Source organism: Hylemonella sp. P2_B10 (genome assembly GCF_056404875.1).
Map to the genome: position 1 here is coordinate 222,870 of NZ_JBFUDE010000002.1, position 22,215 is coordinate 245,084.

A 22,215-nucleotide genomic window follows, 5' to 3' on the forward strand; every position below is an offset into this window, starting at 1 on the left:
CCCCACTGTTGGGTGACCTGTCAGCAGTGTTTTCTTGCTTGATGAATGTGATTTACCCCAGCCTCGTGCTGGGGTTTCTTTTTGACGAGCGTGGGGGCTAACTGAACGCAGCCCAGGCCATGGTCAGTGCGGCCACGCCCAACATCCCATCCATCAGCAGGCGAAAGCGCTCGGCGTCCAGGCTTTGCACGAAGCGCTTGGCGATGAAGGAGCCGGCCATCAGCGACAGGCCCACGATCAGCCCCTGCGCGATGGCCGACCACGGCAGCGCGCCATAGCTGCGAAACACCAGGCTCTTGCTCAGGTACATGGTCAGGGAAGCCATGGCCTCGGTGCCCAGGAAAGCCCCCTTCACCAACCCATGGGCCAGGAAGAACGGTGTGTTGATGGGGCCGGTGGAGACGACGATGCCGGTCAGGAAGCCGATGACCACGCCCACCGGCGCAAACTGCCACAACGCCAAGCGGAAGTGGCGCGCCGCCAGCCAGCGGCGCAGCGGGATCATGGCCAGGAAGAAGACCGCAAGCGTCCCTTCCACCCAGCGCGCGGGCAGCACCAGCAGCGTGCGCGCGCCCAGCGCGGCGGCGGGCACGGCCGTCAACGCATAGACACCCACTGCCGGCCACTGCACCTGGCGCCACCACACCAGCACGCGCGACGCATTGGCCATGATGGCGGCCACCGCCATGATGGGCACCGCCTCGCGCGGGCCAAAGGCCAGCACCAGCACAGGCATCAACATGATGGACGAGCCGAAGCCCACGATGCCAGAGATGGTGCCGGCCAGCAGGCCGACGGCGAGCACCAGCAGGTAAGTCATGCGCGCAATGCTACCGGCACCGACCGCGCGCGCCGCCGGCGAAGTGGCAAAAATGCGGCCTCAGCAGACGATGGCCACCAGCACGCTGCACGGCGCGTGCGCGATCAGGCTGCCCGAGATGGAGCCGCGCCACCAGCGCTGCGCCCAGCTGTCGAAATGTTTGTGGCCCACCACAATCAGGTTGGCCTGCACCTTGCGCGCGTACTGGGTGATCTCTTCCACAGCCTCGCCCACCAGCACCTCGCCGCTGGCCTGGAAACCCTGCTGCGCCAGCCGTTGCAGGCCGTCGGCCAGGATCGCCTGGTATTCGGATTTGTCCAGCTCCACCAGCGGCGTCACATAGACCGCGCCCTCGGCCCCCACCAGGCCGGTGGCCGGTGGCATCACCGCGATCAGGGACACCACGGCCTCGCTCCATTGGGCGATTTCGCGGCAATCCAGCAGGGCCTTCTGACCGGCTTCCGAGCCGTCATAGGCCAACACGATGCGCTTGTACATGGTGCCCCCAACGTGGTGATCGATACACTTCAGCATAGCCATCACGGTGGCGGCTGGCAACAGGGGTTTCGTCAGCACGCCAACGGCCTTTGCTCTTTACGTCTGGCCGGCCCGCCGCAGGCCATGCCAGTGCCATACTGCGGTCACCGACGTCTGCCAGCATGCATCCACCATGACGCACACCACGCCTGCATCCCTGTTTCACTACGTGCAAGCCCTTGAGCAGCACACCCGCGGCTGGCCGCAGCCCCTGGCGCGCCGCCACTTCCTCAAGGGCGCGGCCGCACTGGCGGCCGGGAACATCCTGGCAGCGGCCCCCTTGCGCCAGGCACAGGCACAAACCACCCCCGCCACGCGCTTCTCGGCCTACCCGTTCGCACTGGGCGTGGCCTCGGGTGCACCCCGGCCCGACAGCGTGGTGCTGTGGACCAAGCTGGCGCCCGAACCGCTGGCGCAAGCCGGCGACGGCGGCATGCCGCCCGAGCGCGTGACGCTGCAGTGGGAACTGGCCGACGACGATCAGTTCAAGAAAATCGTCAAGAAGGGCAGCATTCGCGCCGTGCCCGAACTGGGCCACAGCGTGCACCCCGAGGTGAGCGGGCTGGAGCCAGGCCGCTGGTACTTCTACCGCTTCATGGCGGGTGGCGAGGTCAGCCCCACCGGCCGCACCCGCACGGCGGACGTCAAGGCCGACAAGCTGCGCTTCGCCTTCGCCTCCTGCCAGCAGTGGGAGCAAGGCTACTTCAGCGCCTACCGGCACATGCTGGCCGACAACCTGGACATGGTGGTCTTCCTGGGGGACTACATCTACGAAGCCCCGTGGGGCAGCCAGCTGGTGCGCCGCTTTGCCGGCCCCGAGCCCGAGACGCTGGCGCACTACCGCGTGCGCCACGGCCAGTACAAGACCGACCCGGACCTGAAGGCCATGCACCAGGCCGTACCCTGGCTGCTGACCTGGGACGACCACGAGGTGGACAACGACTACGCCGACGACCAGTCCGAGCACCTGGACCCGCGCTTCCTGCTGCGCCGCGCCGCCGCCTACCAGGCCTATTACGAGCACATGCCGCTGCCCCGCAGCGCCCTGCCGCGCGGTACCGACATGCGCATCTACGACCGCTACAGCTTCGGCGGCCTGGCCGACTTCCACATCCTGGACGACCGCCAGTACCGCCACCACCAGGTCTGCCCGCGCCCCGGCATGGGCGGCAGCGCCTTCGTGCCCGGTTGCAACGACCGGCTGGACCCGAAACTCTCCTTGTTGGGCACAGCACAGGAGCAATGGCTGGCAGACGGCATTGCCAAGTCCACCGCGACCTGGAACGTGCTGGCGCAGCAGACGCTGATGGCACCCTGGGGCAAGCCCGGGCCGGCCGGCACCACCTTCTGGACTGACGGCTGGGACGGCTACCCCGCCGCCCGCAAGCGCCTGCTGGACATGCTGGCCGCCAAGGCCCGGGACAACACGCTGGTGATAGGCGGCGACGTGCACACCCACCACGTGGCCAACCTGCACACCGATTTCGACAACCCGAAGTCGCGCATTGTGGCCACCGAATTCTGCGGCACATTCATCACGTCCGAGTCAGACAACCAGCCGGAGCTGGACGCCCGTCGCCCCAGCAATCCGCACATGCTGCTGGCCGACGGCCGCAAGCGGGGCTACATCACGATGGAGCTGGGCCGCGACAAGGCCACCAGCACGCTGCGCCTGATCGACAGCGAAAAGCTGCGCGACAGCAAGGTGTCCACGCTGGCCAGCTTCGTGGTGCAGGCCGGCAAGCCGGGGGCGCAGGCGGCCTGACGGCTACGCCACTGCCCACTACACCGCCGCCTGCGCACCCACTTTGGCGGCAGCCTGCTGCAGCTCGGCCCAGGTGCCGTCGTCAATGACGATGCCGTCCCGGCCGCGCAACTCGCGCTGCACCCGCTCCGGTTCGCCGGCCAGCAGCACCGCCTCATGGCCGGCTGCCACCGGCCCCTGGCGCAGCCAGTCCACAAAGGCCAGGGCCTCGGCCTCAAACACCGCCTGCGTGCCCAGCAAAGCCGGGTTGATCAGCACCGCCAGCATGCCGTTGACCACTGTGCGCTTGGCATCGGTGGGCCTGTGCCAGGTGCCGCTGCCGGTCAGCGCGCCACCCAGCAGCTCGCAGGCCACGGCCAGGCCGTAGCCCTTGTGCTCGCCAAAGGCCAGCAGCGCGCCGAACAGGCCATTGCTTTGCGGCACCACCACCACGCCGGGGTTGGTGGTCGGTTGGCCGCGCTCGCAAATCAGCAGACCCGGCGGTACGTCGTGCCCTTCGTTGTAGGCCACCCGCATCTTGCCCTGGGCCACGCGGCTGGTGGCAAAGTCCAGGATGAAGGGTGCCCTGTCCTTCAATGGAATGGAAATGCAGCACGGGTTGGTGCCAAAGCGCCCATCGGCACCGCCAAACGGTGCCACCACCGGGCGCGACAGCACGTTGACAAACATCAGCGTCACCAGGCCTTGCGCCGCCGCCATCTCGCCGAAATGGCCGATGCGGCCCAGGTGGTGCGCATTGGCCAGCGTCATGATGCAACTGCCATGCTCCTTGGCGCGCGCCACAGCGAGGCGCATGGCCTGCTCGCCCACCACCTGGCCGTAGCCGCGCTGGCCATCCAGTGTCAGCAGCGTGCCGGTGTCCAGCACCACGCGCGCGCCGGTGTTGGGCTTCAGGCCGCCTTCCAGGTAGGCGTCTACATAACGCGGCAGCATGCCCACGCCGTGCGAATCGTGGCCACTGAGGTTGGCCATCACCAGGTTCGCGGCCACGCAGCGGGCTTCCTCAGGCGTGCTGCCGGTGCCGGCCACAATGGCCTCGGCCCAGGCGGTCAGCGCTTCGGCGGAAATGGTGTGCGCCATGGCGGTGCCTTACATCACCGCGCCCACTTGCCAGGGCACGAACTCGTTTTGCCCATAGCCGTGCTGCTCGCTCTTGCTGCGCGCGCCCGAGGCGGTGGCCAGCACCTGCTCGAAGATGCGTTGCCCCATCTCGGCCACGCTGCTGGTGCCGTCGATGATCTCGCCGCAGTTGATGTCCATGTCCTCCTCCTGCTTGACCCACAACGCGGTGTTGGTGGCCAGCTTCAGCGAGGGGGATGGCGCGCAGCCATAGGCCGAGCCGCGCCCGGTGGTGAAGCAGATGATGTTGGCGCCGCCGGCCACCTGGCCGGTGGCGCTGACCGGGTCGTAGCCCGGCGTGTCCATGTAGACAAAGCCATGCTTGTCCACCGTCTGCGCATATTCGTACACCGCCTGCAGGTTGCTGGTGCCGCCCTTGGCCACCGCGCCCAGTGATTTTTCCAGGATGGTGGTCAAGCCCCCTGCCTTGTTGCCGGGCGAGGGGTTGTTGTTCATCTCGCCTTCGTTGATGTTGGTGTAGTTCTCCCACCATTTGATGCGGCGTATCAGCTTCTCGCCCACCTCGGGACGCACGGCCCGGCGCGTCAGCAGGTGCTCGGCGCCATAGATCTCCGGCGTTTCAGACAGGATGGCGGTACCGCCATGCGCCACCAGCAGGTCCACCGCCGCGCCCAGCGCCGGGTTGGCGCTGATGCCGGAGTAACCGTCCGAGCCGCCGCATTGCAGGCCGATGGTGATGTGCGCCACGCTGCAGGGCGTGCGGGTGGCCTGGTTGGCGCGCGGCAGCATCTCCTTGACCAACGCGATGCCCTTTTCCACCGTCTTGCGCGTGCCGCCGGTGTCCTGGATGCTGAACACCTGCAGGTCTTCGCCTTCGCGCAGGCTGCTGTTGGCCAGCCAGGCGTTGATCTGGTTGCTCTCGCAACCCAGGCCCACCACCAGCACGGCGGCAAAGTTGGGGTGCGTGGCGTAGCCGGCCAGTGTGCGCTGCAGGATCTGCATGCCGGTGCCATCGGTGTCCATGCCGCAGCCGGTGCCGTGCGTCAGCGCCACCACGCCATCCACATTCGGGAAGACGGCCAGCGCGCCGGGGTTGGTGTGGCGCGAGAAGTGGTCCGCAATGGCGCGCGCGGCGGTGGCCGAGCAGTTGACGCTGGACAGGATGCCGATGTAGTTGCGCGTGGCCACGCGGCCGTCGGCTCGCACGATGCCCTGGAACGTCGCCTCACGCAATGCTGGCTCGGGCTTCAGGTCGGCGCCAAAGGCGTAGTCGCGGGCGAAGCCACCCTTGTCCGGCCCCATATCCAGATTGTGCGTATGCACGTGCTCGCCAGCGGCGATGGGCTTGCTGGCAAAGCCGATGATCTGGTTGTAGCGCCGCACCGGGCTGCCTGGCGCGATGTCGCGCACCGCCAGCTTGTGGCCAGGCGGGATCAGCCCGCGCACAGAGACGCCCTCCGCCACCGTGCCACCCACCAGCTGGGCGCGGGCAATCAGCACATCGTCATTCGGGTGCAGGCGTATGAAGGGTGTCATGGCACAGGCTCAATGTTCGGGGGTCAATAGAAATGCTTGGGCAGCCACAGCGAGATGGCCGGCACGTAGGTGAGGATGGCCAGGCTGACCAGCAGCGGCACCAGCCACGGCAGGATGGCCATGGTGGTGCGCTCCACCGACAGCTTGGCCACCCGCGCCAGCACGAACAGCACCATGCCCATGGGCGGGTGCAGCAGGCCGATCATCAGGTTCAGCACCATCACCAGGCCGAAGTGCACCAGGTCAATGCCCAGTTTCTGGCAGATCGGCGCCAGAATGGGCACCAGGATGGTGATGGCCGCGGTGGGCTCCAGGAAGCAGCCGACAAACAACATCAGCAGGTTGGCCAGCAGCAGGAACATCCACGGCTCCTTGGTGAAGCCCAGCACCCACTCGCCAATGGCCGCGGTGACGCCAGTGGCCGTCAGCATCCAGCCAAAGATGCTGGCCGCGGCGACGATGAACAACACCGTGCTGGTGGTCTCCACCGTGTCCAGGCAGACCTTGACGAACATCTTCCACGTCAGCGTGCGGTACCAGGCCAGGCCCAGCACCATGGCCCAGATGCAGGCGGCAATCGCCCCCTCGGTGGGCGTGAAGATGCCCGTGGTCATGCCGCCGATCAGCAGCACCGGCGTCATGATGGGCAGCACGGCCTGAAAGCTGAAGATCTTGTCGGCCGCGAACAGCACCACCAATCCGACCGCCACGGTGATCTGGGCCGGAAAGCCCATGCCCGTGATCAGCCCATACAGTGCCAGCGGCCAACCTATCACCACGGCCAGTTCCATCAGCGCCTTCATCAAGCGGCCCCATTGGAACTTGACGTCCGCGCCCCAGCCGTTCTTGTGTGCGTAGTAAGCCACCGTCAGCATCATCAGAATGGCCATCAGCACACCGGGCAGGATGCCGGCCAGGAACAGCGCGCCCACGCTGACGTTGGCCATCATGCCGTAGATGACGAACGGCAGGCTGGGCGGAATGATGGGGCCCAGCGTGGCCGAGGCCGCCGTCACGCCGACGGCAAACTCGGTCTCGTAGCCATGGTCCTTCATGGCCTTGATCTCGATCGTGCCCAGGCCGGCGGCGTCGGCAATGGCGGTGCCACTCATGCCGGCAAAGATCACCGAGCCCAGCACGTTCACGTGGCCCAGCCCACCCTTGAGCCAGCCCACCAGCGCCAGCGCGAAGTTGTAGATGCGGTTGGTGATGCCGGCGTTGTTCATCAGGTTGCCGGCCAATATGAAGAAAGGCACGGCCAGCAGCGGAAAGCTGTCTATGCCGCTGATCATGCGGTGGATGACCACGAAACTGGGCAGGTTGCCGCTCCACCAGATGTACAACAGCGAGGAACCCGCCATGGCAACGGCCACCGGGATGCCACCGGCCATCAGGAACAGGAAGATGATCTTCAGCATGTGCGCTTTCTCTTTTTGTGCTTTGTCTTCAGCGATCGCTCATCTCGGTGCCGGGTCGCTCGAGCACGGAAAACCCGCGCCGGCGATGCACCAGCGCCACCTGCACTGCGCGCACCGTCATAGCGGCAAAGCCCACCAGGCATGCGCCGTAGACCCAATTCATCGGCAGGTCCACCATGGTCATGCGCGAGGTGGCTCCCAGTTTGAACATCATCATGGCGGTCAGCACCACGGCACAGGCGAAAAAGGCCGCGCGCACCCAGTCCACCGTGCTGGACATCACGCGTGCCATGGGCTTGGGCATGAATTTGTAGAAGAAGTCCACCTGGATGTGGTTGTTCTTCACCACACCAATGACCGCGCCGATGAACACGGTGGCAATCAACAGGTAGCGGGCGATCTCTTCCGTCCACGCGGCCGAGTCGTTCAGCACATAGCGGGTGAAGAACTGGTAGAACACCGTCACCCCCAGCACCCAGAAGAAACCCAGTGCGACCCAGCCCTCCAGCGGCGTACCTGACAAGTCCACCTCTTCGTCCTGGGCGTGGAACTCGCCGTCGTCGCCCATCACTCTGGGCATGTCGTCAAGACTTTCCATGGTTCCTCCTTGGTTTGCTTGGGGGGACAGAGCTCCGCTTCGCGACGGTCTGTCCCCCGTGGGGGCGGCGGTCTGTCCCCCTTGTTGCTTACTTGATGGCGATCAGCCGGTCGTAGTCTTCCTGGCGGTAGCCCTGGTCGGTGGGCTTGGTGGCCTTCAACACCGCTTCGCGGAAGGCGTTCTTGTCCACCGTGATGACGTTGATGCCCTTCTTTTTGAACTCGTCAGCCAGGCGGATTTCAGAGGCGATGATTTCGCGCCCGGTCTTCTCTGCCGCCTCGTGCAGCACGTCGCTGAAGATCTTCTTGTCGGCGTCGCTCAGCTTGGCCCAGGTGGAACCAGACACCACGGTGAGCAGCGAATCCACAATGTGGCCGGTCAGCGAGATGTTCTTCTGCACCTCGTAGAACTTCTTCGCTTCAATGGTGGGCAGCGGGTTTTCCTGTGCGTCCACGGTGCCGTTTTGCAGCGCCAGGTAAACCTCGGCGAAGGCGATGGGCGTGGGGTTGGCGCCCAGCGACCGCGGGAAGGCCAGGTAGGCGGCAGCATCGGGCACGCGTATCTTCAGGCCCTTCATGTCCTCGGGCTTGGCGATCGGCCGGTTGGATGTGACGTGACGCGCCCCGTAATACGTCAGCGCGGTGATGTGGTTGCCGGTCTTGTCGTCATAACCCTTGGACAATTCCTTGAACAGGTCGCTCTTGGCGTACTTCAGCTGGTGCTCGGCGTCCCGAAAGATGAACGGGAAATAGGTGATGGCCAGCGGCTTGTAGCTGTTGCCGGCAAAGCTGGCGCCGGTGAGGATGATGTCCACCGTGCCCAATGTCAGGCCCTGGTTGATGTCGCTCTCCTTGCCCAGCGTGGAGGCGGGGAACACCTGCACCTCGTAGCGCCCATTGGTGCGCTTCTTGATTTCGTCGCCGGCCCACAGCGCGTACTTGTGGAAGGGCTCGGAGGTTTCGTACACGTGGGCCCACTTCAGCTTGGTCTGCGCCTGGGCGCTGGCCAGCGGCGCCAGGCAGCTAGCCACCATGGCGCAACCTGCTATTAATTTGAGAGCGAAACGCTTGTTCATGCTGTGTCTCCTTTGGGTTTTTGGAAGTGCTGGCGAGGTCAAGATGAGGCGTTCGCGCGGCGCCAGCTCGCGCTGAATCGGGCATGGGATTTGTCCAGGTGCTGCTGCATGGCGGTGCGGGCGGCCGCGCCGTCCTTGGCGCGTATCGCGGCCAGGATGGCTTCGTGTTCGGCAATCGCCATGCGCCAGGAGGGCACGGTCTCGAAATAGTTGCCCAGCCGCTCGAATAACGGGCCGCGCCGGGCGTCCCAAAAAGTCTGCACGGTCTCCAGCAGCACCACGTTGTCAGCGGCCTCGGCGATGGCGGTATGGAAGGCGCGGTCGCCCTCCAGCGGCTGTACGCCCCGGTCAGCATCGTCCTTCATGGCCTGCACGGCGGCAGTAATCGCGGTGATGTGCTTGCGCTTGGCCAGTTGCGCCGCCAACGCGGCGATTTCGCCCTCGATGACGCGGCGCGCGCGTATCAGCTCCAGCGGCCCCCACTCGGTCAGCGGCACCTTGGCGGCGGCCGAGCTGCCCTTGGCCGGCCGAGCCAGCACATAGATGCCGGAGCCGGTGCGCACCTCCACCCAGCCTTCCACCTCCAATGCGATCAGCGCCTCACGCACCGAAGGGCGGCTCACCCCCAGCTGCTTGGCCAGGTCGCGCTCGGCCGGCAGGCGTGCGCCGACGGCGAACTCGCCCGCCTCCATGGCCTCGCGCAATTGCTCGGCGATCTGGCGGTACAGGCGCTGCGGTTCAACGGTCTGCAAGGGCATGCGTGGCGGGCTTCCAGAACGGGAGGGTTCGGTGGCTGGCACCGACCGGCTTGACTGGTCAAGTGGTCAGACCAATCCATGGTGGCATGGGGCGCGCCATGCAGCATCCGGCAAAACCCGTAGGCGCAAAAACAAAGGGCACCCGAGGATGCCCTTTGTTGCTGTGCAGCAATTGATCTACTGTGTCACCGGCGCGCTCAAGAGCGGGGCTCGCCGTTGCGGTTGACCAGCACCACGTTGCCTATCGGGTAGTCGACCTGCATGCGGTGCAACTGGCCACGGAACTCGTAGGTCACGTCCCAGTATTCGGGCCGGGCCGAGCGCGGCACCGCCGCGCAGCGCTGCACGTTTTGCGTCACCACCTGCTGCTGGGCACCTGCATTGGCGCCCACGGCAGCGCCTGCCACGGCACCGGCCACGGTGGCGAAGTCGCGCCCGCTGCCATCACCCACCTGGTGGCCCAGGATGCCGCCTATGACCGCGCCGGCCAGCGCGCCGCCGGCATTGGGCTGGTTCTGCGTGACCTGCTGCTGCTCCACCCAGCAGCGCTGCTGCGGCGTGCCCACCACGGCGCGCACGGCCACCACGCGGGCCTCGAACACTTGCTCACCGTCGCGACGGCGGCTGTCATACACCGGCCAGCGTGGCGCCGGACCGACCGGGCCCTGCTCAGCCCGGCCGCCCTCCACCTCGCGCACCGAAGAGATGGCGTCATTCAGCCCCATGTTGTCCAGCGCCGGATAACGGCCCGGGCGCAGCAGGTTGCAGCGGCCCTGGAACTGGCCATCGGTGCACACCTCCCACGGGCCACCCACCACCACGGCGCTGGAGGCCATGTCGTTGAAGCCCACCCGGCTGAGGTCGCCCATGCGGTGGTCCACCACCAGGGAACGGCCCTGGAAGTTTTCATGCTCGTACAGCACGATCTGCGGCACACCGGGCGGTGGCGCCACCGGCCCGGGCTGCACCACCACCGGCGCAACAGGTGGCAGTGGGGCGTAGCGGCGGTCGTCAAAGCGGGCTTCGCGGTGCACCTCGCGCACCGAAGACAGGCGGTCGTTCAACCCCATGCCGCCCAGGGCGGCGTAACGGCCCGGGCGCAGGATGACGCAGCGGCCGCCGAAGAAGGCGTCGTCGCAGGCTTCCCAGCGGTCGCCCTGCACGATGGCCGACGAGGCGCGGTCGTTGAAGCCGAAGCGGCGAAAATCTTCCACCCGGCTTTGCGTGGTGAACGAGCGGCCCTGGAAGTTTTCGTGCTCGAAAAAGGTGATCTGGGCGCTGGCGGTGCCGGCAGCAGCCAGCGTAGCGAGCGCCAGCAGGGTTTTGATGGATGCGATGCGCATGGTGGTTTGTACTCCTTGTGCTCAGCATAACGCCAAGCGACGCCAGGCCGATGACGCCCGCTGCCGCCAACCCGTAACCAAACGCTACGGTGTCGGCCCCGCGCTCGACCGCTCAGGGCTTCAGCGGCCCCAGCGGACTGGGCTCGCACTGCTGGGTGGCCGCGCTGTAGGTGATGGCGCTGATGCGCCAGCCCTCATCGGTGCGCACCAACTCCAGCAGGTTGGTGCCGCAGTGGCTGAACTGGCCGTCACGCCAGAAGTCGTAAGCAGTGGTGACCGCCGCCACGCTGCCGTGCACCCGCACCTCGGGCGCCCAGTAGCGTTCCACCAGGTTGCCTTTGGCCTCGGTGATGGCCTTCAGGAAGTCGGCCGTGGGCGTGCTGCGCAACACCTGTTTGCCGCCCTGGCTGCGCACCACCACAATGCGCGCGTCCGCCAGCAGCGCGGCCTGGCCGGTGGCCAGGTCCTTGTTGGTGATGAACTCGAACAGCGCCCTCACCGGCGCCATGACGGCGGCGCGCTCGGCCTCGGCCACGCCGCCGCCAGGCTGCTGGGCCATCACGGTGGTGCTGCAGCAGGCGGCGAGCACAGCCGCCAACCAGGCCAGGGGGCGGGCTGTCGGGGTGAAAAGGCGCATGCGATCGGTCCCTCCAATACAAACTGCCGGCATTGTGCTCCCACCACAAACACTAGGGAGAACCCTGATGAAATCGCGATTATTTTTATTTACCAATTGGTAAACATCGCGCTAAGATTGATCTGCGTCAAACACAAACACACGAGGAGACAACCATGGAACCCACCAATCAAGCCCCGTCGCGCCGCCGGGTGCTCCAATCGCTGGCCGCTGGCTCCGTCGCGGTGGCCGGCCTGCCCTTCATGCGCGCCGCGCTGGCGCAGGGCGACACCATCCGCGTCGGCTTCCCGGTGCCGCTGACCGGCGCCTTCGCCGCCGAGGCCCAGGCGGTGGTGCGCGGCGCCGAGTTGGCGATCAAGGAATTCAACGACGCCGGTGGCCTGAACGGCCGCAAGGCCGAGCTGCTGGTGCGCGACGACAAGCTCAACCCCGGCGAAGCCGCCACCCGCACCATCGAGCTGATCGACAAGGACAAGGCCCACTTCATCGTCGGCTCGGTGTCGGCCGCCGTGCAGCTGTCGGTCAACAATGTGACCAAGCAGCGCCAGGTGATCTACAACTCCATCAGCCAGTCCGACACCATCAACGAGGCCAAGGACTTCAGCCGCTACACCTTCCACGAGTGCCTGAACCCGCACATGACGGCCGGTGCCGTGGCGCGCTACGCCATCCCCAAGATGGGCAAGAAGGTGGTGTTCCTGACCGCCGACTACGCCTACGGCCACGAGATGGTGCGCGGCTTCCAGACCGCCGGCAAGCCGCTGGGCATGGAGGAGCTGGCGGACATCCGCCATCCGCTGGGGCAGACCGACTTTTCCAGCTACTTCCCGCGCATCCTGGCGCTGAAACCCGACGTGCTGATCGCCTGCAACTTCGGCCGCGACCAGCAAATCGCCTTCAAGCAGGCCAATGACTTCGGCCTGAAAAAACAGCTGAAGATCATCGCCCCGCTGCTGATGCACAACGGCCGCGCTGTGGACGGTCATGCAGCTTATGCCGGCGTCATCGGCGGCACCGGTTTCTACTGGGGGCTGGAGGCCAAGCTGGCCTCGGCCAAGCGCTTCAACGACGCCTTCAAGGCGCTGCACAAGGGCCTGTACCCGACCGACTACGCCGGCCTGGGCTACGCCGGCGTGCGCAATGTGCTGGCAGCCGCCAAGGCCGCCGGCACCACCGACACCGAGAAGGTGGTGGACGCGCTGGCCGCCATCAAGGGCGACCTGTACAAGGGACCGGTGTACTTCCGCGCCTGCGACCACCAGGCCGTGCAGTCGGTGCTGATCGTGGAGTCGCGCGACAAGGCGGAAGCGGCCAACGAGCAGGACATCTTCAAGGTGCTGGCCACCGAGACCTTCGACGAGAAGATGCTGCGCAGCTGCGCCGAGCTGGGCCACAAGGCCTGACGGCATAGGAACAAGGAAAAACGGGCGGCGCCATGGACATCACCCTCAACCTGGTCGTGCAGCAGCTGGTGACTGGCCTGGCGCTGGGCGCCATCTATGTGCTGATCGGCGTTGGCCTGTCGCTGGTCTTTGGCCTGCTGACCATCGTCAACTTCGCCCATGGCGCCTTCTTCATGATGGGCGCCTATGTGGGGGTGTTCGTGCTGGCCCGCGGCGGCAATTTCTGGGTCTGCATGGTGGCGGTGCCGCTGGCCTGCGCTGCTCTGGGCCTGCTGGTGGAGCGCTTTCTGGTGCGCCCACTGTATGGGCGCGGCATTGACTACCCGCTGCTGCTGACCTTCGGCCTGGCCTACGTGATGATGGACATGGCGCGCATGCTGTTCGGCGTGCAGGGCGAGCAGTTCGACACGCCCGAGCTGCTGCAGGGCGCGGTGGACATTGGCGTCGGCATGTTCCCGCTGTACCGGCTGTTCCTGATCGGCGTCACCACCGCCGTGGTGCTGGCGCTGTGGCTGTTCCTGGAGCGCACGCGCTACGGCCTGATCGTGCGGGCCGGCGCGCGCGACCCGCTGGTGCTGCGCGTGCTGGGCATCAACATCGCCAACGTGTGGCTGGCCATCTTTGCCGTCGGCACCGCCATTGCCGGCCTGGCCGGTCTGCTGGCCGCACCGCTGCGCGGCGTGTCGCCCGAGATGGGGGTGCCGGTGCTGGTGGAGGCCTTCGTCATCACCGTGGTGGGCGGCATGGGCTCGCTGGTGGGCGCCGTGGCCGCCGGGCTGCTGGTGGGCGTGGTGGTCAGCTTCACCACGCTGTTCAAACCCGAGTACGCCGATTTTTCGATGTTCGCGCTGATGGCGGTGATGCTGATCGTCAAGCCCAACGGCTTGTTCGGGCGCAAGGGCCTGATGGGCTGAACCTGCACCGCTGACCCACCCATGACCGCAACCTCTCTCCCCTCCCGCCTGCGTGCGCTGGGCGCCTGGCCGGCGCGCTACCCGGCCGCCGCCGCCATCGTGGTGCTGGCCCTCTTTCCGCTGGTGTTTCCTTTGTACTCGCTGGCCATCAACATCTTGTTGTTCGGCCTGTTCGCCGCCGGTTACAACCTCACCTTCGGCTACACCGGCAAGCTGTCGTTTGGCCATGCCGCCTTCTTTGGCGGCGGCGCCTACGGCTGCGGCGTGCTGATCTCGGCGTATGGCATGGCCTGGCCGCTGGCGCTGGGCTTTGGCGTGCTGCTGGCTGGGCTGATCGCGCTCGCCATGGGCCTGTTGGCCATGCGCACCCGCGGCATCTATTTCGCCATGGTGACGCTGGCCCTCGCCCAGTGCGTGTATTTCGTCTTCTTCCACGCCACCGGCATCACCGGCGGGGACAATGGCCTGCGCGGCGTCAATGTCAACCAGGTGGCCCTGCCCGGGCTGACGCTGAACCTGCTGAACCCGCTGGTCAAGTACTACTTCATGCTGGCCTTCGTGGCGCCGGCGGTGTGGCTGATCGCCCGCATCCTGCGCTCACCCTTTGGTGCCGTGCTGGAAGCCCTGCGCGAGAACGAACACCGCGCGCGCGCCTGCGGCATCAACGTGGAGCGCGCGCGGCTGCTGTCGCTGGTGGTCTCCGGCATGGTGTGCGGGCTGGCGGGAGCGCTGAACGCCATCAACCTGTCCACCGTATCGATCGACAGCATGTCCTACCACGCCTCCGGCCAGGTGATGATGCTGACACTCCTGGGCGGCATGGGCACCTTCTTCGGCCCCTTCGTGGGTGCCGGCACCTTCCTGGGCATAGAGCACCTGGTGACTGGCTACACCCAGCGCTGGCAACTGATCGTGGGCGTGATCTTCATCGTGCTGGTGCTGTTCTTCCCCAAAGGCATCTGGGGCACCTTTCTGGCCTGGTACCGCAAATGAGCGCCGCAACGAACGACGTGCTGCTGCACACCAAAGGCGTGACCAAGAAGTTTGGCGGCTTCACCGCCAACGAGGACATCCACGTCAGCTTTCCCAAAGGCAGGTTGACCGCCATCATCGGACCCAACGGGGCTGGCAAATCCACCTTCTTCAACATGGTGACCGGCGCCATTGCGCCGACCTCCGGCGAGATCCTGTTCAACGGCCAGAACCTGGCCGGCCGCAAGCAGCATGAGTTCGCCCGTTTGGGCATTTCCAAGTCGTTCCAGATCACCAACCTGTTTCCGGCGCTGAGCGTGCTGGAAAACGTGCGCCTGGCGCTGCAGGTGATGCACAGCACCTATGACCTGTGGCGCCCCCGCAGCGCCCGCGCCGAATGGGTGACGCGCGCCGAGGAGTTGCTGGGGCTGGTGGGCCTGCAGGACAAACGCCAGCAGCGCGCCGACAACCTGGCGCACGGCGAACAGCGCAGCCTGGAGATCGCAGTCGCCCTGGCCTGTGACCCGCAACTGCTGCTGCTGGACGAGCCCACCGCCGGCATGAGCCCGGAAGAAACCCGCTCCATCATGGACCTGATCCTGAAGCTGCTGGAGCACCGCACCATCGGCCTGGTGGAACACAAGATGAAGCTGGTGATGGGCATCAGCGACAGCATCATTGTGCTGCACCAGGGCCGGTTGCTGGTGCAGGGCACGCCGGATGAGATACGCCACAACGACGAGGTCAAACGCGTCTACCTCGGCAAGGGGAAGCACTGATGACTGCGCCGCTGCTGCAAGTGGAAAAACTCAACGCCTGGTATGGGCGCAGCCACATCCTGCAGGGGGTGGACTTCCACGTCATGCCGGGCGAGGTGGTGGCGCTGATAGGCCGCAACGGCGCCGGCAAGACCACCACGATGAAAGGCATCATGGGCCTGCTGGACAAGACGCAGGGGCGCGTGCAGTTCAGCGACACCGAGTTGCTGCCGTTGCCGGCGCACAAGCGCTTTGGCCTGGGCCTGGCCTATGTGTTTGAAGAACGCCGCATCGTGCCGGGCCTGACGGTGATGGAAAACATCGCGCTGGGCGTGATGGCCTCACCCGAGGGGCGCAAGCGCCAGCGCGAGGTGGTGGACGAGATTGCCGAGACTTTCCCGCGCCTGAAAGAGCGCTTGACGCAGGAGGCGGTCACCCTGTCCGGTGGCGAGCAGCAAATGCTGGCCATTGCCCGCGCGATGGCGGCGCGGCCGAAGATGGTCATGCTGGACGAGCCCAGCGAGGGCATCATGCCCAAGCTGGTGGACGAGATGTTCGAGTACTTCGCCGCACTGAAGGCCAAGGGTGTGACGCTGCTGCTGGTGGAGCAAAGCGTGGAGCATGCGCTGCAGATTGCCGACCGCGCCTACATCATGGACCAGGGCGAGATCGTCTTCGAATCCAGCGCGCAGGCGCTGCTGGCCGACGAGGCGATGCAAGAGAAATACTGTTCCGTGTAAGGAGGAGCGCTGCCATGCCCATCACCCGTCTTGACCACTATTCCACCCGCACCACCGACGTGCCGGCCTGCGTCAGCTTTTACGCCCAGGCGCTGGGCCTGGTGAGCGGGCCACGGCCCGACTTCCCCTTCCCCGGCGCCTGGCTGTACGTGGCCGACGCCCAGGGCGCGCCCAGCGGCGACGCGCTGGTGCACCTGATCGGTGTGGACACGAAGGATGGCGGCGGGCTGACCGCCTACCTGGGCGACAAGGCCGCCACGTCAACAGCGGCCGACACCGGCGCGCTGGACCACATCGCCTTCCAGGCGGTGGGCCTGGCGGCCATGTACAGCAGGCTACAAACGCACGGTCTGCCGTTTCGCGAACGGCGCGTGCCGGGCCTGGCGCTGCACCAGGTGTTCGTGCAAGACCCCTGCGGCGTCACGCTGGAACTGAACTACGCCGCGCCGGCAGACCTGGCCACGGCCGATGCCCATGCAGGCGCGGTCTGAACCGCGGTGCCAGGCTTCATGCGCCCGGGGTGGCGCCCGGGGCAACGCCCGCAAACAATGCCCGCGCACCCACCAGGTAGGCGGCCACGCGGTCCTGCACCACCTGCTGCGGGTCGTCCTGCGGCGCCTGGCCGTAGATGTACTGGCGTATGCCCAGGTAGAAGATACCGCCGTGCAGGCCCCAGATCAGCTCGGTCTCGCGCTCGCTGGGCTTCTTGCGCAACGGCACACCCAGGTGGCGGCGCGTCTCGCGCAGGATGCGCGGCAACAGCTTGTCGCGCAGCAGCGCCATGTACTGGGTGGAGATGTAGCGGTCACTCAGGCCCGAGAAGATCAGGATGCGCACCCACTCCGGCGTCAGCACGGTCTTGGCGTAGTCCTGGTAGAAGCGGTTCAGCTTGACGTCAAACGGCGTGTCCACGTCGTCCAGCCATTCCTCCCACTCATGCTTCCAGCGGCCCAGGTAGACCTCTTGGTACACGCGCTGAATCAGCGACTGCTTGTCGGGAAAGTAGTGGTACAGCAGCGGGTGGGTGATGCCGATTTCTTTCGCCAGGTCGCGCGTCTGGCCGTCCAGCCCGCGCTCGGAAAAGAACTTGATGGCGCCCTGGACGATCTGCTCTTCGCGCGCCTCCACGCTCATCCGCTGGCGCTGTTTGGCGGGCGCGGCAGTGGGTTTGGAAGGGCGAGCGGTCATGCGTGACGGTGAACCATGTGTGGCTTTGATCTTACCCGCGCGGCTGTGCGCCGCATCCTGCCGCGCGCCCCGAGGAACACCCTATTGACTCTATTTACCAATTGGTAAATAATGATCTGCCACTTGACTGGCCGGCGCACAAAACCACAGCACAACAGCGAGACAGACCATGGAATTGAACGGGCAGCAATACATAGGCGCGGCGCGTGCGGCCGTGTGGCAGGCCTTGAACGACCCGGCGGTGCTGGCACGCTGTGTGCCGGGCTGTGAAGAGATCGTGCAGGTCTCCGACACCGAAAAGCACGCCAAGCTGCTGCTCAAGATCGGCCCGGTGCGGGCGCGCTTTGCCGGCAAGATCTTCATGTCCGACGTGGTGGCGCCCACCAGCTGCACGCTGAGTTTCGAGGGCAGCGGTGGCGCTGCCGGCTCGGCCAAGGGCCGCTCGCAGGTGACGCTGGCGGACGAAGAAGGCGGCACCCGGCTGAGCTACACGGTGGAAGCCGCCGTGGGCGGCAAGCTGGGCCAGATCGGCGGGCGGCTGATAGACGCCTCGGCCAAGAAGATGGCCGACGAGTTCTTTACCGCCTTCAATGCGGCGCTGAGCAACCCGCAGGCCCGTGGGGCAGGCGCCGCAGGTGCTGCGCCAACGGGTGCTGCGATGCCGCTGGCCGCAGGGCGCCCCATGGCGGGTGCGCAAGCCCCCTCCTCCGCAACCGGCAATGCCGGCTTCGCACCCGAGCTGTACCGCGCCTTCTGGTTCTGCCTGGGCGTGGGCTTCACGCTGCTGCTGACCCGCTGGCTGGCCTGATGCCCCTTTGATCCTGCCATGAAAGCCCCGCCGTTCGATTACCAACGCCCCACCTCGCTGGCCGAGGTGTTCGTGCTGTTGCAACAGCACGGCGACGCCGCGCGATTGATCGCCGGCGGACAGACGCTGCTGGCCACGCTGAACATGCGCCTGTCTGAGCCCGGCGTGCTGGTGGACCTGGCCCAGGTGCCTGGCCTGCGCGGCATCTCGCTGCAGCAGGGCCATGTGCGCATAGGGGCCATGACCACCCATGCGGACATCGAGGATTCCCCCCTGCTGGCCAAACACCTGCCGCTGCTGACGGCCGCCGCGCCGCACGTGGCGCACCGCGCCATACGCAACCGCGGCACGCTGGGTGGCTCGCTGGCCTTTGCCGACCCGGCCGCCGAATGGCCGGCCTGCGCGGTGGCGCTGGATGCCACACTGGTCATGCAAGGCCCCGCAGGCCAGCGCCGCGTGCGCGCGGAAGAATTCTTCCTGGAGCTCTACAAGACCGCCATGGCGCCGGACGAGGTGCTGGTGGCCTGCGAATTCCCCCTGCCAAGCGCCAACGCACGCCACCATTTCGACGAGCTGGCGCGCCGCCACGGCGACTACGCCATCGTCGGCCTGGCCGCCTGCGCACAGCTGAGCAACGGCGTGCTGGGCCAGCTGCGTCTGGTGTTCCTGGGCACCGGCAACATCCCCATGCTGGCTCGACAGGCCGCGCACGCATTGGAGGGCACCCGCGCCGAGGCAGCCCAGGTGGACGCCGCCGTGGCCGCGTTGGCCCAAGAGCTGCACCCCAGCGCTGACCTGTACAGCAGCGCCACCACCAAGCAGCACCTGGCAGGCGTGCTGCTGCGCCGCGCAGTGCAGCAACTCACCGCATGAGCCAAGCCCAAGAACATGGAGCAATGCATGGCTGACCCCCTGAGCATGAAGGTACCCGTGACCATTTGGGTCAACAACGTGCAGCAAACCCGCGAGGTGGAGCCGCGCACCCATCTGATCGACTTCCTGCGCGAGGATCTGGGTATCAAAGGCGCCCGTGCCGGTTGCGAGCATGGCGTGTGCGGCGCCTGCACCGTGCGGCTGGACGGCGACATCGTGCGCGGCTGCCTCGTGCTGGCGGTGCAGGCCGACGGCCACGACGTGGAAACGATTGACGGCGCCAGTGACCGCCGCGACCTGACCGAACTGCAGCAGGCCTTTCACGCCCGCAACGCGCTGCAGTGCGGCTTTTGCACCTCCGGCATGCTGCTGACAGCCGCCGCGCTGCTGGAAGAAAAGCCCGACGCCACGCGCGAGCAGGTGCGCGACTACATCTCGGGCAACTACTGCCGCTGCACCGGCTACCAGGCCATTGTGGACGCCATCTGCGACGTGCTGGCGCAGCGCCGCCAGGCCATGCGCACGGCCAACGCCACGCTGATTGAGGCCCCATGAGCACCCACACCGAGCACGACATACCGCTGGACAGCCCCATTGCTGACCTGCGCGGCACCCAGGCCGGCAAAACCTACATCGGCGCCGGCGTGGCCCGCCCCAACGCCAAGCGCCACCTGGAAGGCCGCGGGGCCTATGTGGACGACCTGAACCCGCCGCGCCTGGCCCATGTGGTCTACCTGCGCAGCCCGGTGGCGCATGCCTGCATTGGGCAGATCAACGCCGACCAGGCCCGCACCATGCCTGGCGTGATTGCCGTGGTGGGCGGCCAGGAGATTGCCGCCATCTGCACCCCCTGGGTGGCCACGCTGGCGCATTTGCAGGGCATGAAGTCCGCCCCGCAGTACCCGCTGGCCATGGAACGCGTGTGCTGGCAGGGCGAACCGGTGCTGGCCGTGGTGGCCGAGACGCGCCACCAGGCCGAGGACGCGCTGCAGACCATCACCGTGGACTGGCAAGAGCTGCCGGTGGTGGCCGACATGGAGACCGCCCTGAACGCCGAGACGCCGGTGATCCACCCCGAGCTGGGCGACAACCTGTGCTTCCACAAAAAGCTGGACACCGGCGCCGTGGACGCCGCCTTTGCCGCCGCCGACGTGGTGCTGGAGGAAACCTTCCGCTTTGGCCGCCACACCGGCGTGACGATGGAAACCCGCTCGGTGCTGGCCGACTACCAGCCGGCGGACCACAAACTCACCGTGTGGCAATCGCACCAGGCGCCGCACATGATGCAAGACCTGTATGCCCGCCACTTCGACCTGCCCGAAACCCAGGTGCGGGTGATCTGCAAGGACGTCGGCGGGTCCTTCGGCATCAAGGTGCATTCGTACCCGGACGACTTCGCCACCGTGGCGCTGTCCATTCTGCTGAAGCGCCCGGTCAAGTTCGTGGCTGACCGGCTGGAGTCCTTCACCACCGACATCCATGCGCGCGAACACGTGGTGAAGGCGCGCATTGCCGCCATGCGTGATGGCGAGATTGTCGGCATCGATATCGACGACCTGACGGGCATCGGCCCCTACTCCGTCTACCCCCGCACCAGCGCCATTGAGGGCAACCAGGTGCTGAACATCACCGGCGGCCCCTACAAGCACAAGCACTACCGGGCCGAGCTGAAGGTGGTGTTCCAGAACAAGGTGCCCACCAGCCAGTACCGTGGCGTGGGCCACCCGATTGCCTGCGCGGTGACCGAGGGCCTGGTGGAGCTGGCCGCGCAGCACCTGGGCGTGGACGCACTTGCCATGCGGCGCAAGAACGTGATGCCCGACGACGGCTACCCGTGCACCGGCGCCTCCGGCATCAAGCTCGAAGCCTTGTCGCACCAGGCCTGCCTGGACAAGCTGGAAAAGTTGATGGACTACCCCGCGCTGCGCGCCGAACAGGCCGGGCTGCGCAAGCAAGGCATCTACCGCGGCATAGGCCTGGCCGTGCTGGTGGAGCTGACCAACCCCGGCGCCGCCTTTTACGGCGTAGGTGGTGCCCGCATCTCGGCGCAAGACGGCGCCACCATCCGGCTTGACGCCAGCGGCATGGTGACCTGCCTGGTGGGCGTGGGCGAGCAAGGCCAGGGGACCGAGACCATCTTCGCGCAGATCGTGGCCGATGCGGTGGGTCTGCCGATGGACAACGTGAAGGTCATCACCGGCGACACCGAGGTCACGCCCTACGGTGGCGGCACCTGGGCCAGCCGCGGGGCCGGCGTGGGCGGCGAGGCGGTGCTGCAGGCCGGGCTGGCGCTGCGCGAGAACCTGCGCCAATTTGCCGCCATCGTGATGAAGCGCGACGCCGGGCGGCTGGACGTGCAAAACGGTTACGTGGTGGACCGCGACGACCCGCAGCACAGCATGGCCCTGTCCGAGCTGGGCCGCGTGGCCTACTTCCGCCCCGACACGCTGCCGGCCGGCGACCTGCCCGAGCTGGTGGTGACGCGCACCTACGCGCAACGCGACTACCCGTTTGCCTTCACCAACGGCGTGCAGGCCTCGTATGTGGAGGTGGACGTAAACACCGGCTTTGTGAAGCTGCTGAAGCACTGGGCGGTGGAAGACTGTGGCCGCGTGCTGAACCCGCTGCTGGTGGACGAGCAGATGCGCGGCGCCATCGTGCAGGGCATTGGCGGCGCGCTGTATGAGGAATGCCTGTATGACCAGCGCGCGCTGCTGCGCAACGGCAGCATGGCCGACTACCTGGTGCCCATGGCGGGCGAAATGCCCGACATCGTGATGGCGCACGTGCAGACGCCCACCAAGACATCCCAACTCGGCGCCAAGGGCGCTGGCGAAGCCGGTACCGCCGGGGCGCCGGCGGCGGTGATGAATGCCATCAATGACGCGCTGCTGCCGTTGAAGGCGCGCGTGGTGTCGCAGCCCATCACCCCCGAGAAGGTGTTGCGGGCGCTGGGCAAGGTGTAGCGCGCCGGGCCGGCGCGGGCCGCAGC

General features: G+C 66.6%; 22 protein-coding genes. 11 read left to right on the forward strand and 11 right to left on the reverse strand.

The annotated features are described in order from the left end of the window. Nucleotides 1–97: 97 nt before the first annotated feature. Both AC1DX2_RS08855 and AC1DX2_RS08860 read right to left on the reverse strand, forming a co-directional pair. Entirely contained in the window at nt 98–820 is a 723-nt protein-coding gene (locus AC1DX2_RS08855) for a sulfite exporter TauE/SafE family protein (protein ID WP_477195969.1), read from the reverse strand. Between the two features lie 60 nt (nt 821–880). Continuing rightward, complete coding sequence (locus tag AC1DX2_RS08860; RefSeq protein ID WP_477195970.1) at nt 881–1,318, reverse strand: universal stress protein; 438 nt, start codon at nt 1,316–1,318, stop codon at nt 881–883. A 172-nt stretch (nt 1,319–1,490) separates the two neighbouring features. Between AC1DX2_RS08860 and AC1DX2_RS08865 the strand changes: the two genes are divergently transcribed. Then, entirely contained in the window at nt 1,491–3,122 is a 1,632-nt protein-coding gene (locus AC1DX2_RS08865) for an alkaline phosphatase D family protein (RefSeq protein ID WP_477195971.1), read from the forward strand. 18 nt (nt 3,123–3,140) lie between these two features. On the opposite strand, the gene AC1DX2_RS08870 is transcribed toward AC1DX2_RS08865, so the two are convergent. The 8 genes from AC1DX2_RS08870 to AC1DX2_RS08905 all read right to left on the reverse strand — a co-directional run bounded on the left by AC1DX2_RS08870 (nt 3,141) and on the right by AC1DX2_RS08905 (nt 11,567). Then, complete coding sequence (locus tag AC1DX2_RS08870) at nt 3,141–4,202, reverse strand: malate/lactate/ureidoglycolate dehydrogenase (RefSeq protein WP_477195972.1); 1,062 nt, start codon at nt 4,200–4,202, stop codon at nt 3,141–3,143. Nucleotides 4,203–4,211: 9 nt separating this feature from the next. Further along, entirely contained in the window at nt 4,212–5,738 is a 1,527-nt protein-coding gene (locus tag AC1DX2_RS08875) for a UxaA family hydrolase (RefSeq protein ID WP_477195973.1), read from the reverse strand. 23 nt (nt 5,739–5,761) lie between these two features. Beyond that, complete coding sequence (locus AC1DX2_RS08880) at nt 5,762–7,156, reverse strand: TRAP transporter large permease (RefSeq protein WP_477195974.1); 1,395 nt, start codon at nt 7,154–7,156, stop codon at nt 5,762–5,764. A gap of 28 nt (nt 7,157–7,184) precedes the next feature. Beyond that, nucleotides 7,185–7,754, reverse strand: a complete 570-nt coding sequence (locus AC1DX2_RS08885; RefSeq protein WP_477195975.1) for a TRAP transporter small permease — start codon at nt 7,752–7,754, stop codon at nt 7,185–7,187. An 88-nt stretch (nt 7,755–7,842) separates the two neighbouring features. Next, nucleotides 7,843–8,829: a sialic acid TRAP transporter substrate-binding protein SiaP gene (locus AC1DX2_RS08890; RefSeq protein WP_477195976.1), complete on the reverse strand. Its 987-nt coding sequence runs from the start codon at nt 8,827–8,829 to the stop codon at nt 7,843–7,845. Between the two features lie 38 nt (nt 8,830–8,867). After that, nucleotides 8,868–9,587 carry a FadR/GntR family transcriptional regulator gene (locus tag AC1DX2_RS08895; RefSeq protein ID WP_477195977.1) on the reverse strand — a complete coding sequence of 240 codons (720 nt, stop codon included), beginning with the start codon at nt 9,585–9,587 and terminating at the stop codon, nt 8,868–8,870. Nucleotides 9,588–9,784: 197 nt separating this feature from the next. Further along, entirely contained in the window at nt 9,785–10,930 is a 1,146-nt protein-coding gene (locus AC1DX2_RS08900; RefSeq protein ID WP_477195978.1) for a beta/gamma crystallin-related protein, read from the reverse strand. Between the two features lie 112 nt (nt 10,931–11,042). Next, a complete protein-coding gene (locus AC1DX2_RS08905; RefSeq protein WP_477195979.1) occupies nt 11,043–11,567 on the reverse strand; it encodes a nuclear transport factor 2 family protein in 525 nt (174 codons plus the stop codon). Between the two features lie 155 nt (nt 11,568–11,722). Here AC1DX2_RS08905 and AC1DX2_RS08910 point away from each other — a divergent pair, with 155 nt between their 5' ends. Genes AC1DX2_RS08910 through AC1DX2_RS08935 form a run of 6 tightly spaced genes read left to right on the forward strand, consistent with a single transcriptional unit; the run spans nt 11,723 to nt 16,845 of the window. After that, entirely contained in the window at nt 11,723–12,970 is a 1,248-nt protein-coding gene (locus AC1DX2_RS08910) for an ABC transporter substrate-binding protein (RefSeq protein ID WP_477195980.1), read from the forward strand. Between the two features lie 32 nt (nt 12,971–13,002). Continuing rightward, nucleotides 13,003–13,884, forward strand: coding sequence for a branched-chain amino acid ABC transporter permease (locus AC1DX2_RS08915; protein WP_477195981.1), 882 nt, complete (start codon nt 13,003–13,005; stop codon nt 13,882–13,884). Between the two features lie 21 nt (nt 13,885–13,905). Further along, nucleotides 13,906–14,877, forward strand: a complete 972-nt coding sequence (locus tag AC1DX2_RS08920; RefSeq protein WP_477195982.1) for a branched-chain amino acid ABC transporter permease — start codon at nt 13,906–13,908, stop codon at nt 14,875–14,877. Further along, a complete protein-coding gene (locus AC1DX2_RS08925) occupies nt 14,874–15,635 on the forward strand; it encodes an ABC transporter ATP-binding protein (RefSeq protein WP_477195983.1) in 762 nt (253 codons plus the stop codon). Before AC1DX2_RS08920 ends, AC1DX2_RS08925 begins: the two co-directional genes overlap by 4 nt. Then, complete coding sequence (locus tag AC1DX2_RS08930) at nt 15,635–16,354, forward strand: ABC transporter ATP-binding protein (protein WP_477195984.1); 720 nt, start codon at nt 15,635–15,637, stop codon at nt 16,352–16,354. The genes AC1DX2_RS08925 and AC1DX2_RS08930 overlap by 1 nt, the downstream gene beginning before the upstream one ends. 14 nt (nt 16,355–16,368) lie before the next feature. Next, nucleotides 16,369–16,845 carry a VOC family protein gene (locus AC1DX2_RS08935; protein ID WP_477195985.1) on the forward strand — a complete coding sequence of 159 codons (477 nt, stop codon included), beginning with the start codon at nt 16,369–16,371 and terminating at the stop codon, nt 16,843–16,845. 16 nt (nt 16,846–16,861) lie between these two features. On the opposite strand, the gene AC1DX2_RS08940 is transcribed toward AC1DX2_RS08935, so the two are convergent. After that, on the reverse strand, nt 16,862–17,542 hold the full coding sequence (locus AC1DX2_RS08940) for a TetR/AcrR family transcriptional regulator (protein WP_477195986.1): 681 nt from the start codon (nt 17,540–17,542) through the stop codon (nt 16,862–16,864). A gap of 169 nt (nt 17,543–17,711) precedes the next feature. Between AC1DX2_RS08940 and AC1DX2_RS08945 the strand changes: the two genes are divergently transcribed. Genes AC1DX2_RS08945 through AC1DX2_RS08960 form a run of 4 tightly spaced genes read left to right on the forward strand, consistent with a single transcriptional unit; the run spans nt 17,712 to nt 22,189 of the window. Next, nucleotides 17,712–18,350 (forward strand): SRPBCC family protein, encoded by a 639-nt coding sequence (locus tag AC1DX2_RS08945; RefSeq protein ID WP_477195987.1) that lies wholly within the window; start codon nt 17,712–17,714, stop codon nt 18,348–18,350. An 18-nt stretch (nt 18,351–18,368) separates the two neighbouring features. Continuing rightward, nucleotides 18,369–19,223 carry an FAD binding domain-containing protein gene (locus AC1DX2_RS08950; protein ID WP_477195988.1) on the forward strand — a complete coding sequence of 285 codons (855 nt, stop codon included), beginning with the start codon at nt 18,369–18,371 and terminating at the stop codon, nt 19,221–19,223. A 27-nt stretch (nt 19,224–19,250) separates the two neighbouring features. Next, complete coding sequence (locus AC1DX2_RS08955; protein WP_477195989.1) at nt 19,251–19,778, forward strand: (2Fe-2S)-binding protein; 528 nt, start codon at nt 19,251–19,253, stop codon at nt 19,776–19,778. Further along, nucleotides 19,775–22,189, forward strand: coding sequence for a xanthine dehydrogenase family protein molybdopterin-binding subunit (locus AC1DX2_RS08960; RefSeq protein ID WP_477195990.1), 2,415 nt, complete (start codon nt 19,775–19,777; stop codon nt 22,187–22,189). The genes AC1DX2_RS08955 and AC1DX2_RS08960 overlap by 4 nt, the downstream gene beginning before the upstream one ends. The last annotated feature ends 26 nt before the right edge of the window (nt 22,190–22,215 follow it).